Here is an 18,068-nt window from a genome sequence, read left to right on the forward strand (position 1 = left end):
CGTTCATTTCCCCGTTCACTTCGTCGTTCATTTCCCCGCGCCGGCCGGCCCCGACGTGCACAGGCCCCAGATGACGAACGCGCACAGCGCCATCACCACGAGCGACCACAGCGGGTGGTACGGCAGCGAGAGGAAATTGGCGATCAGCAGCAGTCCGGCCCACACCACGGCGAGCACGTGCGCCCAGGGAGAGGCCATGAACAGGCCCACGGCCACCGCGACCGCGACGATACCGAGGATCAGATGGATCCAGCCCCAGCCGGTCAGGTCGAACTTGAAGACGTAGTTGGGGGTCGAGACGAAGACGTCGTCGTGGTCGATGGCCATGACGCCCCGGAAGAAGTCCAGGAGCCCGGCGATCAGCAGCATGACGGCGGCGAAGTAGGTCAGGCCGCCGGCCACGGCCCGCGAGGTGGTGTGGTGACGTGTGCTGGTGGGAGACATGACCGGCCTCAATTCGCTGGAGGGAAGCATTCCGGCATTCGGCTCACGCATGTCCCTCCATGGTGATCAGGCTCCGCCGAGCTGTCCAACGGAGGCGCGACCAGCTGTGACGGCCCGCGACGGACGGTGATGACAGGGCGGTCCCCCCGCGCGTTCGGGGGCATGCGTTCACTCCTGCACGTACGGATCACAACACGCTGGCCGCCCTCGGGATCACCTGCCGGGCCCCTCCCTAGCATCAGCCTTTAGTACTGACTGATCATCACTTCCGGGAGGCCTCACGGCATGCCGCAGCAGCCACCCCCGCAGCAGTCGTCACAGCAGTCGTCGCAGCAGCAGCCGTCCCCCGCGGCCACCGGCCCGTTCAGACGGCGGTTCCTGACCCTGACCGCCGGTGCCGCCGTCCTCGCCCTGACCCCCCGCCTCCCCCGGGCGTACGCGGCGCCCTCGCGCTCCCTCGACCTGCGCGACGACCCCTTCACCCTGGGCGTCGCCTCGGGCGACGCGCTGCCGAACGCGGTGGTGCTGTGGACCCGGCTCGCACCGCGCCCGTACGAGCCCTCGGCCGGCCTGCCGGAGGAGGGCGAGGCGACCGTGCAGTGGGAGATCTCCCGCGACGAGCACTTCCGCACCGTCGAGCAGCGCGGCAGCACCCTCGCCGAGGCCGAGGACGGCTACAGCGTCCACATCGACGTGCGCGGACTGAAGCCGGACCGCGTCTACTGGTACCGCTTCCGCACCGGCTCCTGGATCAGCCCGACCGGCCGCACCCGCACCACGCCCGAGCAGGGCGACCCGGTGCGCGAGATGCGGCTGGGCCTGGCCTCCTGCCAGCAGTACGACGAGGGCTACTACACCGCGCTGCGGCACCTCGCGGACGAGGACCTCGACGCCGTGTTCTTCGTCGGCGACTACATCTACGAGAACGCCATCAACGCCAAGGCCGGCGCCCGGCGCTACCCGCGCGACCGGGAGCTGCCGGCCTCCTGCAACCACACGCTCCAGACGCTCACCGACTACCGCATGCGCTACGCCCTCGGCAAGGCCGACCCCGACCTGCAGGCCGCGCACGCCGCGCACCCGTGGTACGTCACCTGGGACGACCACGAGGTGGAGAACAACTACGCCGCCGAGGTCTCCCAGCACAACGACCCCGTGGACGCCTTCCTGCGGCGCCGCGCCGCCGCCTACCGCGCGTACTGGGAGAACATGCCGCTGCGCAGCCGGCAGCGGCCCAGCGGACCGGACATGCGACTGTACCGCCGCTTCTCGTACGGGCGCCTGGCGCAGTTCGACATCCTCGACACCCGGCAGTACCGCGACGACCAGGCCTACGGCGACGGCTGGCAGTACCCGGGGCCGAAGTCCGAGGACCCCGCCCGCAGCATCACCGGGGACGCCCAGGAGCAGTGGCTGATCGACGGCTTCCACCGCTCCTCGGTGGTGTGGAACGTCGTGCCGCAGCAGGTGATCTTCTCGCGGCGCCGCACCACCGCCGGGCGCTCGCGGTTGTCCATGGACGCCTGGGACGGCTATCCGGCCTCCCGCCGCCGCCTGCTGAAGGGCGCCCGGCACGCGGGCGTGGAGAACCTGATGGTGCTCTCGGGCGACGCCCACGTGCACTACGCCATGGACATCAAGGAGGACTTCGACGATCCCCGGTCGCCCACGGCCGGCGTGGAGATCGCGAGCACGTCGCTCTCCAGCGGCTTCGACGGCGTGGAGCGGCCCGCCAACCGGGACGCCGTACTGGCGGCCAACCCGCACATGAAGTACTTCGCCGACCGCCGCGGCTACGTCGTCGTCACGCTGGAGGAGGAGCAGGCCCGCGCCGACTACCGGACCCTGCCCTACGTCACCCGGCCCGGTGCGCCCATCGGCACCGCGGCGAGCTTCGTCACCGAGGCGGGCCGGCCCGGCTTCGAGCGGGACTGAGGTCCGGGCCGGCCTCAGCCGGGCAGCCGCTGGAGGATCAGCTCCACGACCTGCTCCGGCGACCCCTCGACGGACACCACGATGCCGGGCTCGTCCGGCTCCAGGGGTTCGAGGTCGGCGAGCTGGGAGCCCAGCATGCACGCCGGCATGAAGTGCCCGGTGCGGTGGGCCAGGCGCCCGTGGATCAGCTCCCGCGACCCGTCGAGGTGGACGAAAAAGGCGCCCGGCGCGTCGCGCAGCAACCCGTCGCGGTAGCGGCGTTTGAGGGCCGAACAGCTCACCACCCCACCGGTGTCCGCGTGCTGCGCCAGCCAGGCGCCGATGGCCGTGAGCCACGGGGCGCGGGCGGCGTCGTCCAGCGGGATGCCCTTGGACAGGCGCTCCTTGTTCGCCACCGGGTGGAAGGCGTCGGCGTCGGCGTACGGCAGGCCGAGCCGCGCGGCGAGCAGCCGGCCCACGGTGGTCTTGCCGGCCCCGGAGACCCCCATGACCACGAGCAGACGTGTGCCCTCGCCGCCGGTGCCGTTGTGTGTCCGTGTCATGCAAACGACGCTAGGGCGCCGGGTGCGTTCCGCTTCGTGAAGGTGCGCAATCGATCGGTTGCGACCGACTTTCGTGTGCTCCCGTTGGCCCGTGCACCGACCGCAACCGCCGTACTGCGCCCGGCGTCCGGCCCGACATGACCTCCTCTCTTGTGCCTCCGTCGTGGCCGCACTGCGGGCTCGGCGCCGGACCGCGCGACCCGGTCGGCTGCCGCGGTTGCGCCGTGCCCGGCACCGCCGAGGGACGGTGCCTGGCCCACCTGGACGAGGCCGCTCTTGCCGCCCACCTGGCCTCCCTCGCCCCCGGGGCCGCGGTGGACCACCAGGGCACCCGGTTCTCCGGGGCCCTGCTGGAGCGGCTCCTCGCCCGCCTGACCGATCCGCGCACCGGGCACCCGCGCCTGGGGAACGCGGACTTCCAGGAGTGCTGCTTCACCGCCGACGCACGCTTCGCGCACGCGGTCTTCCGCGGCGGCGCCCGCTTCACCGGGGCGACGTTCATGGGGTTGGCCGACTTCACCCACGCCACGTTCCGGGGCAGCTGCTCGTTCCACAGAGCGGTCTTCCTCGCCGACGCCTCGTTCCCCGACGCGGTCTTCGCCGACGGAGCCGTCTTCGGTTCCGCGCAGTTCGCCAAGGACGCCGGTTTCAGCCGTACGGACTTCCACGGCAGCGCCGGGTTCACGGAGGCGGCGTTCGCGGCGAGCGCCCACTTCGGGGCCGCCTGGTTCTCCGGTGAGGCGTGCTTCCGCGAGGCCGCCTTCCGGGGCGACACCCTCTTCGGCGCGGCGGTCCTCGGCGGCCCGGCCGTCTTCGCCGGCGCCGTCTTCCACGCGGCGCCCGCGCTCGGCCCCCTGGTCGCCGCCGGGAGCGTGGACCTCACCGCAGCCCGCTTCCTCGCCCCCGTCGCCCTGGAGATCGCCGCGCGCGAGCTCGTGCTGGCGAAGACGTACTGGGCCTCTGCCGCCACGCTGCGGCTGCGCTACGCCACCGTCGACCTCTCCGACGTCGTCGCCGAGCGCCCGCTGAGCATCGGCGCGCATCCGGTCCCGCTGCTGCCCCCGGACGAAGAGCGCCGCAAGGAGGACCGGCGCCGCGACGAGTCCGTCCTGGGCGGGGCGGACCCGGGCGTGCGCATCCGCTCGATGCACGGCGCCGACGCCGCCCACCTCGCCCTGACCGGGACGGACCTGTCGGGCTGCCTGTTCACCGGTGCCCTGCATCTGGACCGGCTCGGCCTGGAGGGCCGGCCCTCCTTCGCCCGCGCGCGCGGCCGCCGCTCCGGGCGCCAGGTGCTGGCCGAGGAGCACCACTGGCGCGCGCAACAGGGCGAGCGGGGCTGGAGCCCGGCGCCGGCCGGGGTGGCCGTGCAGCCCCCCGCCGTCATCTCCCCGCTCTACCTGGCCCTGCGCAAGTCGCTGGAGGACGGCAGGAACCATCCCGACGCGGCCGACTTCCGCTACGGCGAGATGGAGATGCGGCGCCGCGATGCGACCCGGCCCCTGAAGGACCGCGCCCTGCTGATGGCGTACTGGGCGGTCAGCGGGTACGCGCTGCGCCTACGGCGCACCCTGCTGTGGCTGGTCCTGGCCATGACCGCGACCGTCCTCACCACGGCCCTGTGGGGGCTTCCCGGCACGGCCCCCACCGCCGTGGCCCGGGGCGGCGGGGTGCCGGGCAACTTCACCCTGACCTCCGCTCCCCCGGCCGACCCCACGGGCCCCCTGCGCGACCGGCTGACGGCCCGCCGGCTGGCGCGGTCGGTGCCCGTCGCCCTGAACGCGGCGGTCTTCCGCGCGCCCGGCCAGGACCTCACCGTCACCGGCAACTACATCGACATCGCCTCCCGCATGACCGAGCCCGTCCTGCTCGGGCTGGCGGTGCTCTCCGTCCGGGGCAGGATCAAGCGCTGAGCGACGGACCGCAGATGGGCGCGACGCCCCCGGAGGCGACGAAGACGGCGTAGCCGTCGCAGCCGCCCGGGTGCCCGGAGAAGTGGTACTGCAGCCGCCACGGCGGCGTGCCCAGCGGCTTGACCAGGGACACGTAGCGGTAGGCGGTCCCGTGGCCCGCGGCCGCGAGCCGCTCGTAGGCCGCGGCCGGGGTCATGGTCAGGGGCTCGTCGATGGCGAGCACGCCGACCCAGCGGGAGCCGTGCCGCAGCACCGGGCCCAGCGTGCCGTCGAGGTTGCCGCTGATCTCGGCGGAGGAGTTGTCGCTGTTGTTGAGGACGAACCTCCAGTGGGAGACCTTCGCCATGTCCCGGGTGGGCCCGTCGGGCGCGTCCCCCTCGGCCACCATCAGCACCGCTTGCGGGTACATGGAGCGGACCTTGGCCGTGGCCCGCTCGATGAGCTGGGGCAGGGACAGCTGCCGGTGGGCCGCGGGGCCGTGGCCGGCCGCGCCGGCCGGGGTGGCGGCCACCGGGGCGAGGGCCAGGGCGGCGGCGAGCGGCAGAACCGTCAGGGCACGCAGGAGTACGGATCGCGCGGTCATGCAACCTCCGTAGAACGCCGGACACGACGGCCCTCACGTTGCCCCACACCGGCCGCTGCTGTCCGCACCGAATCACGCCGTTCGGCTCCCGCCCGGCGCACTGCGCCCGTGGGGATCCGCGCCGCCCTGGCCGGTTCCCCCTCCCCTCGTCGCGGTCGATCCGGACATCCAGGCACCGCGTTCCAGCCGTAGACCGTTCAACAGTTGCTAGGTACAGCAACCTCGTTGGATCGTTGTCGTCGAAAGTGAGCTCCGGATTCGACATCGAATAAAGGAGAACTCGTGATCTCGAAAACGAAGAAAGTCGTGCGGTCCGCGGCAGTGGCATTGGCCACGGCTGCCGCGTTCACCGTGACCATGCCGACCGGCAACGCCTACGCCATCGACCACGTCGAATGCCGGGGCGGGGAGGACTTCCTGAAGATCTGGTCGCACAACGGCGGACGGCAGAGCGTGGACTGCTACGCCAACCGCGGCAGGACCAACTTCGGCGGGTGGTGGGTCGACAAGATCTCCACGGGGAACAACGACCTCATCTACTACGACGCCAACGGCGATTCCGTGAAAATCGAGCGGTGGCACGTCATCACCTTCCCGAACCGTCCGCCGAAGGTGAATTCCATAGAAATTCTCTAGTCCTTCGGCATCTCGGCCGACTTCCGAGGCCCGGTGCGCAGGAAAGCGAGAAGGCTCGCGCAGCTGTCGTCGCCGTGACCGGCGGCGACGGCGTTGCGGGTCAGGTCGCGCAGCAGTTCCGGCAGCGCGGGGCGCACGCCCCGCAGTTCGCCGGCGTGGACGAGGATGTCCAGGGGTTCGATGCTGCGGTGCAGGGGCCAGGCCCCGCCCGGGTGGCTGCCGGTGTCGATCTGCCGGGCGTAACCGGCCAGGCAGGCGCGGACGGTGGCGAGCCACTGCTCGGCGACCTCCGTGTACGCGCTCGCCGTGACGTCGCCCCCGGGGCCCTCGGCTCCGGTCAGGGCCACCCCGTGCAGCCAGCCCGCCAGCGTGGCCCACGTCAGCGCCAGCAGGGCGCAGTCGTAGACGGAGGGCAGGGCGGGGTCCTCGCCGACGTGACAGGGGCGGCCGATGGCGGCCAGCACCGCCTCGTGCGCCTCGAAGGCGTCCCGGGGCCCGGCGCACACCAGCAGGCCGGGGCCGGTGCCGGTCGGGTCCGGCAGGGCGACGCCGTCGAGGTAGCGGGCCCCGCGTCCGTGCGCCCACCGGGCCGTCGCCGGTGCCTGCCGGGGCGATCCGGGGGTGAGGTTGAGCAGGGTACGGCCGGCGAGGTCGCCGGTCACCGGTTCGAGGACGGCATTCACGACCTCGTACCCGGACAGGCACACCACCACCGGGTCGCCCGCCCGGACGGCCTCGCCGGCCGTCGCCGCCTGCGCCGCGCCGTCGCGGACGAGGGCGGCGGCCTTGGCGGGTGTGCGGTTCCAGACGGTCACGCGGTGGCCCGCGGCCAGCAGGCCGCGGGCCACGGCCTCTCCGGTGCGGCCCAGACCCAGGACGCTCGTGTGCGTGGTCATGGTCTCTCCCCCGTGCGGATGGCGGTCGGTCACCAGGTGGCGAGCAGGCGGGTCGGCGCGACGACGTTGATGCTCGGCTCGTACTCCCACCTCTGGCCGGGGACCAGCCGCAGGCCCGGGCGGTGCCGCAGGAGGGCCGCGAGGGCCTCCCGCGCCACCGTGCGCGCCAGGTTGGCGCCCAGGCAGCGGTGCAGGCCCTGGGAGAAGTGCAGACTGCTCGTCAGGTGGGCGCGGCCGGGGTCGTGGACGTCCGGCTCGGCGAAGCGGCGCTCGTCGCGGTTGGCGGAGGCCGTCATCAGCCACAGGGACGCGCCGGCGGGGAGGCGCACACCGCCCAGCTCGGTGTCCTCGGCCGTCGTGCGGAAGACGCCGAGGGCGGGTCCGGAGTGCCGCAGGATCTCGTGGAAGACGGCGTCGAAGGAGGCGAAGTCCGCCCGCAGCCCGTCCCAGCGCCCGGGCTCGGCCAGCAGCGCATGCAGCAGTGCCACGAGGGCGAAGCCGGTCGGCCGGAAGCCGGCGGTGACCACGTCGAAGCTGAGGAGGCTGATCAGCTCCGGGTCGGAGTAGCGCGCGTGGCCCTCGGCCGTCTTGCGGGTGAGCAGGCTGATCAGGTCGTCCCGGGGCCGGGCGCGGCGCCGGGCGACGATGCCGGCCAGGTACTCCTCCCACTCGAGCACGTCGTGTGCGTAGGACAGCTGGAGCTCGGCGGGCGGGCGGCCGAAGAAGAACGCGTCGACCGCCCGGTGGTGGCGGACGACGAGGTCGTGGTCCTCGGCGGGCAGACCGGTGAGCTCGGCGACGACGTGCTCGGCGACGGGGCGGGCGAAGTCCCGGGCCAGGTCGGTGGGCGGCCGGTCCGGCAGGCCGGCGACGACGCGGCGCACCGTGCGCCGTATGCGCGGCTCGAGTCGCTGCGCCCCGCGGACGGAGAAGTACTGGGCGACGGGCCTGCGCAGCCGGTCGTGGTCCGGCGGCCCGTCGAAGCCCATGTTGGCCGCCGTGAACGTGGCGGTCCGCCGCAGCACGTCGCGGACGTCGGGCGGGTAACTGGCCATGATGACGGAGCGTGTGGACGCCGGGAAGCGCCGGGCGTCCTTCAAGGCGGTGGACACGTCCGCGTACCGCGTGACGATCCACAGTCCCAGGTCCTCGCTGAAGAACACCGGCGCGCTGTCGCGCATGCCCTTCAGCACGGGATACAGCTGCGGCGACCCGTGCGCGAGGAAGGTCGCGGCGATGGATGCGGACGACAGCAGGGGGCACCCCTGCCCGTCCGTGCGTGGCTCGGTGGTGGCACCGGTCGGCTCGGACACCGTACGACTCGCTTTCCCCCGTCGGCGCCTTCGCGTCCCCCAAGTCACCGCAAAAGCGCTCGATTGCCCATCGAGGCTCTCATCGGGACCTGTGCGGAAGAAAGCCGTCAGGCCGACAATCACACCACCGCACGACCCGCGGCCGCCGGGAACGACCGCGAGGCGTACGTCAGGTGTGGACGGGACCCGCGCCGGACGGCCTACTCGGGGCGGCTGACCGGCGCCTGCTGCCCGGGGGCTCCGGGCTCCTCGGAGGGGCTGAAGACGGCGTCGAGCATCGCCAGATCGGCATCCGTCGTGGAGCGGGAGCGGCTCAGCAGGTGGGCGAGCCCGAGGGCGGCGGCCAGGACGAGGACGGCCCACACGCCCGCCGACGCCGTCTGCGCCACCGTCGTGGGGCAGCTGCCGCCCGGAAAGGTGCGCGTGCCGCGGTAGTTGGGGTCCGCGCACTGCGCCGAGGCGGACGCCGGCGCGCCGAGGACCAGCAGGGCGGTGGCGACGGCCAGCGCGGACGTCCGGGCCCATCGGGAAGGTGTCATGACAGCGCCTCCTGTGCCGTGGGGAGAGCGGGGCCGGCGGGGGCCGCCGGGAGGTGCTTGAGCGCCAGCACGCGCTCGCGCAGGGGCCCCTCGTCGGGGATGCAGGAGTCCGCGCCGGGGCCGGTGCGGTGCCAGCGCTGGGTGGCCAGGTCGAGCTGCGCCTGGTGCAGGCGCAGCAGGTGGCGCAGGCCGGCGGTGCCGTCGCGGCGCCAGACCCGCAGCTCCAGCAGGAGGCGGCGGCGCGGGGCGAGCAGCAGGTCCGCCTCCGGTGCGGTGACCGCGCCGGCGCCCGAGGCGACTTCCGCCCGCAGGGCCTCGGCCAGGCCGGCGGCCTGGGCCTTCAGTCCGCGCCGCAGGACGAGCACGTACAGGACGACGAACGGCCCGGACGTGACGGCCGTGATGAGCGGCATGCCCAGGAGCAGGCCGAGCGTCTGGTCGTGGTCGAACAGTTCCTCCCGCACCTTGCCGAGCTGCGGCATCACCGAGTCGGTGGCGAAGTGCCCGCCGGCGGCGGCCAGTACGCCGCCGCCCACGACCAGCAGCCGGTCGCGCAGCTCGGGCAGCCGGCGTGCGGCGCCGAACCCGGCGCCGGCGACCGCGGTGAACGCCACGTGGGCCGCCATCAGAGCGACCACCTGCCGTATCCAGAACTGCGCGGACTGCTGGCCGTGTTCGATCGTGCTCATGAAGCCGACGGTCTCGGTGAGGTTGAAGCCGAGGCCCACGGCGGCGCCGAGGACGACGCCGGAGACCACCCCGTCGATGTGCCGCCGGAAGAGGAGGAAGAGCACGGCGACACCGGCGGCCTTGCCGAGCTCCGCGACGATCCCCGCGTTGAGGGCGAAGAGCGTGTAGAGCGTGCGGATCGCGTCCCGGGGGTGCTGCCAGTCGAGCAGGTAGCCCGGCGCGTACCGGGTGAACCAGGTGATCATGACGGTGCCGAAGCCGGCGCCGAAGACCATGCCCCACGCGAAGCCGGACAGCAGCAGCCGGCCCGGCATCCGGCGGAAGAGCTGCATCCGGTGCACGCACAGCAGGGCGGCGCCCGTGGTGGGCAGGCACAGCAGCAGCGTGAGCGGGGCACGGCGCAGGACGTCCAGCGACATGACGGCGAACGGCAGCAGCAGGGCGGCCAGGATGCCGGCCTGCAGGGCACGGACGACCCGGGCGGGAGCCGTGCGGCGACCGGCCAGGAGCAGTGCGCCGAGGAGGGCGGCGAGGGCCCAGCCGGCGTACAGGAGCGTCCGCGTCAGCTTGAAGGCGTCCGGTTCCGGCAGCAGGAACACCCGCATCCACGGCAGGGGCGAGGTGATCTCGGGCGCCGTCCAGAAGAGGACCTGACCGACGACGAAGGCCGCCGGCAGCACGAGCACCACACCGATCGCGGCGGGCATCGCGCGCCGCGGGGTCCGCGGCAGCGGGGGCGGTCCCGGGGGGAGGGGCGGGGGCGGTCCGAGCGGTTCGTGGGCGGTCGTCATGGCGTGGCTCCGGGCCGGGGCACCGGCGGCAGGGGCGGAAGCGACGGCATCGGCCGGGACGACGGAAGCGTGGGCCAGGCCGTGGGGAAGTGCGTGGGGAAGCTCGTGGGGAGGTTGGTCGGCCAGCTGGTCGGCAGGTCCGTCGGAAAGGCGGTCGGGAGCTCGGTGGGCACGTCGGTCGGCATGTCCGTCGGCAGGCCCGTGGGGTAGCCGCTGGGCATGCCCGGCAGCGAAGGCATGGTCGGCATCGTCTTCGGCAGCGGGAAGGCCGGATCGGTCGTGAGGCCGACGACCGTGGCGATCAGCGCAGCAATCACACCGAGCCCGCCGGTCGCGGTCATCAGCCGCACGTAGGGCCGGGGCCGCGGCGGGGCCTCCCCCGGTTCCGGGGGAGGCGGCGGCAGCGGTGCGCCGCTGCCGGGCGGCTGTGCGGGGGAGGTCATGACGGGCTCCGGAAGTCGTGTCGGTTCTGGTGGCTCTGCTGGTCCTGCTGGTCCTGCTGGTCCTACTTGTTCTGCTGGTTCTGCTGGTCCTACTTGTTCTGCTGGTTCTGCTGGTCCTGATGCTTCTGCTGGTTCTGGCGGTGCGGTGCGGCTGCTCGGCGCAAGGGGCTGGCGGTGGCCGAGGTGCTCAGGCGACGGCGGCGCCACCACAGCAGGGCGGCGATGGGCACCAGCAGGGCGGGCAGCAGGCGCAGCGCCATCTGCCGGGCCGACGGTCCCTCGTCGGGAACGCCCCCGGACGCCTGCAGCGGTGTGGGCGCGCCGAGCCAGACGGCCCGGTCCCCCGCGCCCGCGGCGGGCGACGTCAGCGACTTGTCGATGTCCTTGGACAGGGACGCGTGTTCCTTGCGGAAACGGTCGTCCGAGACCTTCGTGAACGGGATCCGCGTGAGGTCGACGCCGCCGTAGGTGTAGGTGTGGACGTAGGTGGTGTCACCGCTGGTGGTGTTGTGGGTGACCTTGAACTCGCCCTTGGTGTAGGAGTCGACGAACTTCTCGAAGGTGTCGGTGGGTTTCCAGTCCGTCTTCGTCCGCCAGTTGTCGATGTCCCCCTTGCCGATGAGGTCGCCGTAGGTGGTGTGCTTGGTGCGGCTGAGATCCCGGTACCACTCGGCGGCGACCCGCGCGAGATAGACGCGCCGCACGTCGGCGTACTCGGGCCCGGTGTTGATCGCCTCTTTCAGCTTGGGCAGGATCAGGCTGCGGAACAGCTCCTCGTTGTGCTTCTCGGCCGCCTTGTCCTGCTGCGCGCAGGACACCGCGGCGGCCCGCCCCTTCTGGGCGAGGTACTGCGTCTCCATGCGGACGTCGAGGGGCGCGTCGATGATGTACAGCTTGTCCCCGTCCTGCCGCACGGTGGCGGGAGCGGGAAGGATCCACACGCGCTGCGACATGCAGGAGCCGGAGATGCTGTCCCAGAACTTACGGCCGAGTTCCGTGTCGGGGTGAAGGAGCTTCCCGACGCTCTTCTTCATCTGCAGATCGGCTTCGAGCATGATGCGGCCGGCGTCCGTGCGCCCCAGCTTGGCGTCCACGATGCGGTGGGGCTCGTTGGGGTTGAGGTTCACCCAGAACGCGGAGGGGTTGAGGGCGAGCCAGACGAAGAAGGCGTCGGAGGTCTGCACGGCGGCGCTCTCGCCGGTACGGGGGTTCTGGTCGCCGCCCGTGGTGTCCGGGGCCCGGAAGGAGTACTGCAGTCCGCTGCCGTCCCCGGGGTCGGAAAGGTACCTCAGCTGGAGCGAGGAGAAGTCGATGCCACCCGGGTCCTCGGTCAGGGCCTGCGCCAGACCGCCCGGACGGGCGCCGTCGTCCTCCTGCTCGCCGCAGGGCGCGGCCAGCAGCGCGGTCCGCCGCGCGGGGAGAGTGCCGGCGACCGCTACGGGGCCTGCGGCAAGGGCCTGGTTCTTGCAGATCTCCGGCCCTTGGCTCGCCGCTTTCTCCTTCTCCTTCTGCGTCTTCTTCGGGCTCTGGAACAGGTTCATGCTCCGTTCCTTCTCCCGGGCCTTCTTCTCGGCTGCCTTCTTGCGGGCGGCCTCGGCCTTCTCCTGGCTGCGTTTGACGTCTTCGGGCGATCTCTTGGCGTCGCTTTCGGCAGCTGCGGCGGAGGTGAGAAGCTTCTCCAGCGCCGCCTTCGCCCGGCTGTTGTACTTCACCGCGTACAACACGTCGGTGCTGCGGGGAATCGTGAAGGCGCAGTAATTCGGCCTGTCCTCGCAGGGCGAGCGGTCCGAGTACATGACGAAGACCTTCGACTCGTCCGTGACCCCCATGTAGGTCAACTCGCTGGTGAGCACGACGATTTCGGAGTGGGCTCCGGTGGTCGTGCTCGACTGGCGGTTGGCGGCGGTGGCGACGACGAACTTCTTGATATGCGGACGGTCCTTGAGGCCCAGCTCGTCGTAGAGCGCGGGGTTGCTCTTCTTGAGCTCGTCCGGCACGAGCACGGCTTGGTGCGGTTCGAGTTTCAGGCCCGACAACCCGGTGATGTCCACGAAGCCCATGGCGAGGTTCCGGTTGGCGTCGCGCTCGACACCGAGTCGTTTCCGCTCCTGGTACGAGAGTCGGCCGACGGCGCTGTGGAGCCAGTCCTCGATCTTGTCCCCTCGCGGATCCCCGGCCCGCGCCGCCGGCCAGGACGCTCCGGAACCGGCGGCCATGCCGGGCTGTGCCGCGCCGAGCAGCACCCCCAGCACCAGGACGAGCGCCCCCAGGGCCCTCGCCCGGGCGCGCCCACGGGTCGACACCATCTCGCTCCTCCCCCTGCCGGCGGGCACCGGTGTGATCACCGGTGGTCGTGCGGCACAGATGGTGTCGGAGTCACCGCCCTGGCGTCGTTGGCGCCCGGCGCACACTTGTTGGCGTGGAGCGCACGGTTGCCCCCGGCCGGGTGGCCGGGGGCAACCGGGGGCCGGGCCTCAGCTCAGGGGCGTCCGGCGGGCGCGGAACCAGGTCACCACGGTCATGCCCGCGGTGAAGTACACCGTGCCCGCCAGGAAGGTCACTTGCTCGACGTACTGCTCGTAGCCCTGTGACCGCAGCTGGAACGCCAGGACGACCAGGGCGGTTCCGAGGACGGCGAGCGCGGTGGTCATGGCGACGAAGAAGAGCTTCTTCATTGCGTTTTCCTCCCGAGGGTGGGACGACGTGGTCCCCACCGACCTTACGTGCACCCGCCAACGGTCCCGCACGGGCCGGGCCGTACACCCACGTGGATGGGCAACGTGCCTGCGCTGACCACTCGTTCGCGGGAGCGCATCGTCATGTCACCGTCCCGCACGTCCTGTTGGGGACGTTTCTTCCCGCGCTCCCCCGGAGTGTCGCCAACCCCATGGGAAGTCCGAAATCGTCCAGGATGGCGCCGAAAGGACGGGAAACACCCCGTCCGTATCCCGACATCCATCACTCGGAGGAAACGTGACGTTCCTGAGGAACGCCGCAGCTGCCGCTGCGATCGCCCTGACGGCGTTCGCCGGCCTTGCCGGACCGGCCAGTGCCGCCCCGGCGCCCGACACCGCCGAAGCCCAGGCGACCAGCACGGACGGGCAGAGCAAGACCGACACCGCCGCGGTATCGCCCATCTCGCCGAACACCGCGGTTCAGCGCGCATCGAGCTCCACCGAGCGCGAGCTGGCCGCGACGTGCTGGAACGGCCGCACGGACGGGGGCCGCAACTTCTTCATGACGTGCAACGGCACCTCGTACCACGTGTACGTGGACTGCACGGACGGCCGCCACCTGTTCCCGCAGGTCTTCTCCGGGCAGTGGGACTTCCGGCTGACCTGCCCGGCCGGCACGCGGGCCGTGTGGGGCGGCAGCTGGTAGGACGCATCCGCTTCGGCCGGGGGCGCGCACCGCGCCCCCGGCCGGCGCGGGGTCAGGAGGGCAGGACCGCCTCGATGGCGGCGGTGACCTCGGGGGCGTCGGGCTCGGTGCGGGGGCTGAAGCGGGCGGTGACCGTGCCGTCGGGGGCGATGAGGAACTTCTCGAAGTTCCAGCGGATGTCGCCGGTGTGGCCCTCGGCGTCGGCGGTGCCGACGAGCCCCGCGTACAGGGGGTGCCGGTGCTCGCCGTTGACGTCGGTCTTCTCCGTCAAGGGGAAGGTGACGCCGTACGTCGCCGAGCAGAAGGCGGCGATCTCCTCGGCGGTGCCGGGCTCCTGGCCCATGAACTGGTTGCACGGCACACCGAGGACGGTGAAGCCGCGCGGGGCGTAGTGCGCGTGCAGTTTCTCCAGCGCCGCGTACTGGGGGGTCAGCCCGCAGCGGGAGGCGACGTTGACGACCAGGACGGCCTTGCCGCGGTACTGGGACAGGTCGGCGGGGCCGCCGGTGAGGGCGCCGATCTCGACGTCGTGGAAGGACATCTTCGCTCCTTGGTGATCGCAGGGTTCTCGTGCGCCCCAGTGTGCCCTCGGGCCCCGCAGCGGACGCCGCGGGGTCAGCCGGCGTCCGGTTCCGGGTGGTCCTCTTCCGGGCGGTTCCCGCCGACCGGGCCGGCGGCCAGCCGGGCGGTGATGCGCGCGAGGGTCCGCAGGTCCTCCGGGGGGAGGCCGAGCAGGGCGGGGGGCGGCGTGCCGAGGATCCGTTCGGCGTGCAGGGCCGCGTCACGGCCGGCCGGGGTGACGGAGACGATCTTGGAGCGGCGGTCGGCGGGGTTCGGGGAGCGTTCGACGAGGCCGCGCCCGGCGAGGTCGTCGACGACGAGCGTGGTGTAGGGCCGGTCGGTCAGCAGTTCCTCGGCCAGCCGGCGCAGGGTGAGGGGGCCCTTGGCGATGCGGCGCAGCGCCTTGATGCGGAAGAAGCTCATGCCGAGCGCGTCGACGACCTCCTTGCGGCGTTCGTTGCCGCCCAGGACGATCGCGCGCAGGTTGCTCCAGGCCTGCTGGGCCTCGGCCTCGTGGGCTGCAGCGGCCTCGTGGGCGTCGTTCGCCTCGTGCGCGTGGACGGTCGTCATGACGTGTTCACCGGGATCCTGTTCCGTTCGGATGATGCGAGGCGGGCCGCGGAGCGCTCGGCCGTCCCGGCGGCCCAGCGGCCGGTGGTGATCGTACCGACGACGAGGACGGCGAGCCCGCACCCGGCGATGATCCACCAGCCGGTGCGCTGCGCGCCCGTGGCGGCGGCCGCGCCGATGACGGCGACGCCGAGGGAGGCGCCGACCTGCCGGCTGGTCGAGGCGACGGCGGCGGCGACCCCGGCCCGGGCGCGTGGCATGCCGGAGACGGCGGTGTTGGTGATGGGCGCGTTGACGAGCCCGAAGCCGATGCCGAAGACGACGAAGGCGGGCAGGAGCAGGGCGTCGGAGGAGCCCGCGTCGAGGGCTGCGAACATCACGCCGCTCGCGGTCATCGCGATGCCGGCGAGGACCAGCGGCAGGCGGGGGCCGCGGGCGCCCACCAGGCGGCCGGACAGCGGGGCGAAGACCAGGCACATCACGGCCATGGGCAGCATGTACAGGCCGGCCTGGAGGGCGGGCAGGCCGCGCTGGTTCTGCAGGTAGAGGGTGTTGAGGAAGAGGAAACCGCTGAGGGCGGCGAAGGCGCACACCGCGATGGCGACGGCTCCGCTGAAGGGCGCGCTGCGGAAGAGCTGCGGCTCGATGAGGGCGTCGGCACGCCGCCGCTCGTACGGGACGAGCGCGGCGAGCGCGCCGGCCGCGAGGGCGAAGCAGCCGAGGATGGGCGCGGAGGTCCAGCCGGCGGCGGGGCCCTCGATGATGCCGTAGGTGAGGCTGCCGAGCAGGGCGATGACCAGCAGCTGGCCGGCGGGGTCGGGGCGGCGCGGCCGCGGGGCGCGGGACTCGGGTACGTAGCGGGCGGTCAGGGCGAGGGCCGCGAGGCCGACGGGGAGGTTGATCCAGAAGATGGCGCGCCAGCCGGTCGTCTCGACGAGCGTGCCGCCGATGACGGGTCCGGCCGCCATGCTGATGCCGACGACGCCGCCCCACACGCCTATGGCGCGGGCGCGCTCGCGGGGGTCGGTGAAGGTGTTGGTGATGATGGACATGGCGACCGGGTTGAGCATGGAGCCGCCGACGGCCTGCACCATGCGGAAGGCGACCAGCCAGCCCAGGCCGGGTGCGAGGCTGCACAGCACGGAGCCGGCGGTGAACAGGACGAGACCGGTCTTGAAGACGCGCCGCCGGCCGAACCGGTCGGCGGTGGAGCCGGCGAGCATCAGCAGCGAGGCCAGGACCAGGGTGTAGGCGTCGATGGTCCACTGCAGGCCGGAGACGGAGGCGTGCAGTTCCCGCTGCATGGACGGCAGCGCGACGTTGAGGATGGTGTTGTCGAGGCTGACCATCAGCAGGCTGATGCAGCAGATGGCCAGCACCAGCAACCGGCGGCGGCGCGAAAGCTCGGGCACGAGAACCCCTCCGGGGTGGGAGCGGGGAGCGGGCGGGTGTACGCCCCTGGGTAGTTGTATTTCTGTAACGATTTCAATCGTACAACCAAACGTTCGTCCCTGCAGGTGGTCTTGACCGTCGCACCGGGGCGTGTCGCCGCGGCGGGGGTATCGGTGCACCGGACCCGGACGCTGGAGAGGTGGCGGACGCTGACAGCAGGACACGGTGGCGCGGGCGGTGGCGAGCCGGGCGGCGGGGCGTACGGCGACCCCGGGCCCGGGGACGGCCCGCGGGTGCCGCACGCAGAGCCCGGCATCCGCGTACGCCCCACCGCGTCGTGGTTCAGCGCCGGCTTCGGCGTCGGTCTGGGCCTCACCCTCGCCTCCACCGCGCTGCAGACCGTCCTGCACATCAGCGGCCTGCTCACCCTCCTGCTGCTCGCCCTGTTCGTGGCGATCAGCCTGGAGCCGGTGGTGGCGTGGCTGGCCGGCCGCCGGCTCGGCCGGGGCCGGGCGGTGGCCGTGGTCGTCCTGGGCCTGCTGGCCGTGGTCGCGGGCTTCCTCGCCCTGGTCATCCCCCCGGTCTCCCGCGAGGTCGCCGCCCTCGTCGACGCCGTGCCCAAGTGGCTGCAGGAGCTCCACGACCACCACTCCACCCTCGGCCGCCTGGAGGACCGCTACCACCTGATCACCAGGACGCGCGAACAGCTCGGCGGCGGCGCGGCGGTCCTCGGTGGGCTGCTCGGCGCCGGGCACGTCGTGCTGAGCGCGCTGACCGGGACGGTGCTGGTCGTCGTCCTGACCGTCTACTTCATGGCGGGCATGGCGCAGTTGAAGCGCTTCGCCTACCGCTTCGTGCCACAGACCCGGAGGGCCACCGTGGTCGGTCTGACGGAGGAAATCCTGTGGCGGGTGGGGCGCTACATGCTCGGAAACGTCGTCACCTCCGCCATCGCGGGCCTGGCCACCTTCCTGTGGTGCATCGTGCTGGACGTGCCGTACGCGGCGGCGCTCGGCGTCCTGGTCGCGCTGCTGGACATGGTGCCGGTGGTCGGCTCCACCGTCGGGGGCGTGGTGGTCAGCCTGGTGGCGCTGTCGGTGTCCTTCCCCGTCGCGCTCGGCACGGCCGGCTTCTACATCGGTTTCCGGCTGGCCGAGGACTACCTGATCATGCCGAAGGCGATGAGCTACGCCCTGGCCCTGCCCCCGCTCGTCACGGTCGTCGCGGTCGTGATCGGCGGCGCCCTGCTGGGCGTGGTGGGCGCGCTCATCGCCCTGCCCGTGGCGGCCGGCATCGGCATCGTGCTGGAGGAGGCCGCGTTCCCCCGCATCGACGCGTTGTGAGAAGGCCGTCGCGCGGACGGCGGGCCTGCGTCATGCTGGGGCCAGGGGTGCGGCCGGCGGGGCCGAACACGGGGCGGGGGCTCGATGGTTCCGGGA

At 72.5% G+C, this 18,068-nt stretch carries 19 protein-coding genes; 6 read left to right on the top strand and 13 right to left on the bottom strand.

Translation table 11 applies throughout. The features are described 5' to 3' along the window. Nucleotides 1-27: 27 nt before the first annotated feature. Nucleotides 28-444, bottom strand: coding sequence for a hypothetical protein (locus AB0K17_RS08225; RefSeq protein WP_365982517.1), 417 nt, complete (start codon nt 442-444; stop codon nt 28-30). A 285-nt stretch (nt 445-729) separates the two neighbouring features. On the opposite strand from AB0K17_RS08225, the gene AB0K17_RS08230 reads away from it, so the two are divergent. Then, nucleotides 730-2,379 (top strand): alkaline phosphatase D family protein, encoded by a 1,650-nt coding sequence (locus tag AB0K17_RS08230; RefSeq protein ID WP_365982518.1) that lies wholly within the window; start codon nt 730-732, stop codon nt 2,377-2,379. Between the two features lie 14 nt (nt 2,380-2,393). Here the strand turns inward: AB0K17_RS08230 and AB0K17_RS08235 are convergent, their stop codons facing one another. Next, nucleotides 2,394-2,921, bottom strand: a complete 528-nt coding sequence (locus AB0K17_RS08235) for a gluconokinase (RefSeq protein WP_365982519.1) — start codon at nt 2,919-2,921, stop codon at nt 2,394-2,396. Between the two features lie 224 nt (nt 2,922-3,145). On the opposite strand from AB0K17_RS08235, the gene AB0K17_RS08240 reads away from it, so the two are divergent. Further along, entirely contained in the window at nt 3,146-4,834 is a 1,689-nt protein-coding gene (locus tag AB0K17_RS08240) for a pentapeptide repeat-containing protein (protein WP_365982520.1), read from the top strand. Here the strand turns inward: AB0K17_RS08240 and AB0K17_RS08245 are convergent. Continuing rightward, nucleotides 4,824-5,417 carry a hypothetical protein gene (locus AB0K17_RS08245; protein WP_365982521.1) on the bottom strand — a complete coding sequence of 198 codons (594 nt, stop codon included), beginning with the start codon at nt 5,415-5,417 and terminating at the stop codon, nt 4,824-4,826. The genes AB0K17_RS08240 and AB0K17_RS08245 overlap by 11 nt on opposite strands. A gap of 282 nt (nt 5,418-5,699) precedes the next feature. Here AB0K17_RS08245 and AB0K17_RS08250 point away from each other — a divergent pair, with 282 nt between their 5' ends. After that, nucleotides 5,700-6,053 carry a beta/gamma crystallin domain-containing protein gene (locus AB0K17_RS08250; RefSeq protein WP_365964768.1) on the top strand — a complete coding sequence of 118 codons (354 nt, stop codon included), beginning with the start codon at nt 5,700-5,702 and terminating at the stop codon, nt 6,051-6,053. Here the strand turns inward: AB0K17_RS08250 and AB0K17_RS08255 are convergent. The 7 genes from AB0K17_RS08255 to AB0K17_RS08285 all read right to left on the bottom strand — a co-directional run bounded on the left by AB0K17_RS08255 (nt 6,050) and on the right by AB0K17_RS08285 (nt 13,400). Next, complete coding sequence (locus tag AB0K17_RS08255) at nt 6,050-6,949, bottom strand: NAD(P)-binding domain-containing protein (RefSeq protein ID WP_365982522.1); 900 nt, start codon at nt 6,947-6,949, stop codon at nt 6,050-6,052. The genes AB0K17_RS08250 and AB0K17_RS08255 overlap by 4 nt on opposite strands. A 29-nt stretch (nt 6,950-6,978) precedes the next feature. Then, nucleotides 6,979-8,262, bottom strand: coding sequence for a cytochrome P450 (locus AB0K17_RS08260; RefSeq protein ID WP_365982523.1), 1,284 nt, complete (start codon nt 8,260-8,262; stop codon nt 6,979-6,981). Nucleotides 8,263-8,462: 200 nt separating this feature from the next. After that, nucleotides 8,463-8,801, bottom strand: coding sequence for a hypothetical protein (locus AB0K17_RS08265; RefSeq protein WP_365982524.1), 339 nt, complete (start codon nt 8,799-8,801; stop codon nt 8,463-8,465). Further along, complete coding sequence (locus tag AB0K17_RS08270; protein ID WP_365982525.1) at nt 8,798-10,282, bottom strand: PrsW family glutamic-type intramembrane protease; 1,485 nt, start codon at nt 10,280-10,282, stop codon at nt 8,798-8,800. The genes AB0K17_RS08265 and AB0K17_RS08270 overlap by 4 nt, the downstream gene beginning before the upstream one ends. Then, complete coding sequence (locus tag AB0K17_RS08275; RefSeq protein WP_365982526.1) at nt 10,279-10,725, bottom strand: hypothetical protein; 447 nt, start codon at nt 10,723-10,725, stop codon at nt 10,279-10,281. Before AB0K17_RS08275 ends, AB0K17_RS08270 begins: the two co-directional genes overlap by 4 nt. An 89-nt stretch (nt 10,726-10,814) precedes the next feature. Next, nucleotides 10,815-13,031: a hypothetical protein gene (locus AB0K17_RS08280; RefSeq protein ID WP_365982527.1), complete on the bottom strand. Its 2,217-nt coding sequence runs from the start codon at nt 13,029-13,031 to the stop codon at nt 10,815-10,817. Nucleotides 13,032-13,199: 168 nt separating this feature from the next. Further along, nucleotides 13,200-13,400: an SCO3870 family protein gene (locus tag AB0K17_RS08285; protein WP_365964775.1), complete on the bottom strand. Its 201-nt coding sequence runs from the start codon at nt 13,398-13,400 to the stop codon at nt 13,200-13,202. 298 nt (nt 13,401-13,698) lie between these two features. Between AB0K17_RS08285 and AB0K17_RS08290 the strand changes: the two genes are divergently transcribed. Then, nucleotides 13,699-14,106, top strand: a complete 408-nt coding sequence (locus AB0K17_RS08290) for a hypothetical protein (RefSeq protein WP_365982528.1) — start codon at nt 13,699-13,701, stop codon at nt 14,104-14,106. Between the two features lie 52 nt (nt 14,107-14,158). Here AB0K17_RS08290 and AB0K17_RS08295 read toward each other — a convergent pair whose 3' ends face one another. The 3 genes from AB0K17_RS08295 to AB0K17_RS08305 all read right to left on the bottom strand — a co-directional run bounded on the left by AB0K17_RS08295 (nt 14,159) and on the right by AB0K17_RS08305 (nt 16,649). Next, nucleotides 14,159-14,647 (bottom strand): glutathione peroxidase, encoded by a 489-nt coding sequence (locus tag AB0K17_RS08295; RefSeq protein ID WP_365964777.1) that lies wholly within the window; start codon nt 14,645-14,647, stop codon nt 14,159-14,161. Between the two features lie 74 nt (nt 14,648-14,721). Further along, on the bottom strand, nt 14,722-15,237 hold the full coding sequence (locus tag AB0K17_RS08300; protein WP_365982529.1) for a MarR family transcriptional regulator: 516 nt from the start codon (nt 15,235-15,237) through the stop codon (nt 14,722-14,724). Further along, nucleotides 15,234-16,649, bottom strand: coding sequence for an MFS transporter (locus AB0K17_RS08305; RefSeq protein WP_365982530.1), 1,416 nt, complete (start codon nt 16,647-16,649; stop codon nt 15,234-15,236). Before AB0K17_RS08305 ends, AB0K17_RS08300 begins: the two co-directional genes overlap by 4 nt. Between AB0K17_RS08305 and AB0K17_RS08310 the strand changes: the two genes are divergently transcribed. Further along, complete coding sequence (locus AB0K17_RS08310; protein WP_365964780.1) at nt 16,606-16,764, top strand: hypothetical protein; 159 nt, start codon at nt 16,606-16,608, stop codon at nt 16,762-16,764. The genes AB0K17_RS08305 and AB0K17_RS08310 overlap by 44 nt on opposite strands. Nucleotides 16,765-16,922: 158 nt before the next feature. Beyond that, on the top strand, nt 16,923-17,972 hold the full coding sequence (locus AB0K17_RS08315) for an AI-2E family transporter (RefSeq protein WP_365964781.1): 1,050 nt from the start codon (nt 16,923-16,925) through the stop codon (nt 17,970-17,972). The last annotated feature ends 96 nt before the right edge of the window (nt 17,973-18,068 follow it).

It is taken from the genome of Streptomyces sp. NPDC049585 (assembly GCF_040675615.1).
In the GTDB taxonomy this organism is placed as follows: domain Bacteria; phylum Actinomycetota; class Actinomycetes; order Streptomycetales; family Streptomycetaceae; genus Streptomyces; species Streptomyces luteosporeus.

Bases quoted from the DNA above. Each gene is read 5' to 3' on its own strand.
- AB0K17_RS08285 (WP_365964775.1), bottom strand. From the start codon at position 13,400: ATGAAGAAGCTCTTCTTCGTCGCCATGACCACCGCGCTCGCCGTCCTC.
- AB0K17_RS08310 (WP_365964780.1), top strand. From the start codon at position 16,606: ATGGCCAGCACCAGCAACCGGCGGCGGCGCGAAAGCTCGGGCACGAGA.
- AB0K17_RS08235 (WP_365982519.1), bottom strand. From the start codon at position 2,921: ATGACACGGACACACAACGGCACCGGCGGCGAGGGCACACGTCTGCTC.
- AB0K17_RS08255 (WP_365982522.1), bottom strand. From the start codon at position 6,949: ATGACCACGCACACGAGCGTCCTGGGTCTGGGCCGCACCGGAGAGGCC.
- AB0K17_RS08300 (WP_365982529.1), bottom strand. From the start codon at position 15,237: ATGACGACCGTCCACGCGCACGAGGCGAACGACGCCCACGAGGCCGCT.
- AB0K17_RS08225 (WP_365982517.1), bottom strand. From the start codon at position 444: ATGTCTCCCACCAGCACACGTCACCACACCACCTCGCGGGCCGTGGCC.
- AB0K17_RS08230 (WP_365982518.1), top strand. From the start codon at position 730: ATGCCGCAGCAGCCACCCCCGCAGCAGTCGTCACAGCAGTCGTCGCAG.
- AB0K17_RS08275 (WP_365982526.1), bottom strand. From the start codon at position 10,725: ATGACCTCCCCCGCACAGCCGCCCGGCAGCGGCGCACCGCTGCCGCCG.
- AB0K17_RS08280 (WP_365982527.1), bottom strand. From the start codon at position 13,031: ATGGTGTCGACCCGTGGGCGCGCCCGGGCGAGGGCCCTGGGGGCGCTC.
- AB0K17_RS08270 (WP_365982525.1), bottom strand. From the start codon at position 10,282: ATGACGACCGCCCACGAACCGCTCGGACCGCCCCCGCCCCTCCCCCCG.
- AB0K17_RS08245 (WP_365982521.1), bottom strand. From the start codon at position 5,417: ATGACCGCGCGATCCGTACTCCTGCGTGCCCTGACGGTTCTGCCGCTC.
- AB0K17_RS08265 (WP_365982524.1), bottom strand. From the start codon at position 8,801: ATGACACCTTCCCGATGGGCCCGGACGTCCGCGCTGGCCGTCGCCACC.
- AB0K17_RS08295 (WP_365964777.1), bottom strand. From the start codon at position 14,647: ATGTCCTTCCACGACGTCGAGATCGGCGCCCTCACCGGCGGCCCCGCC.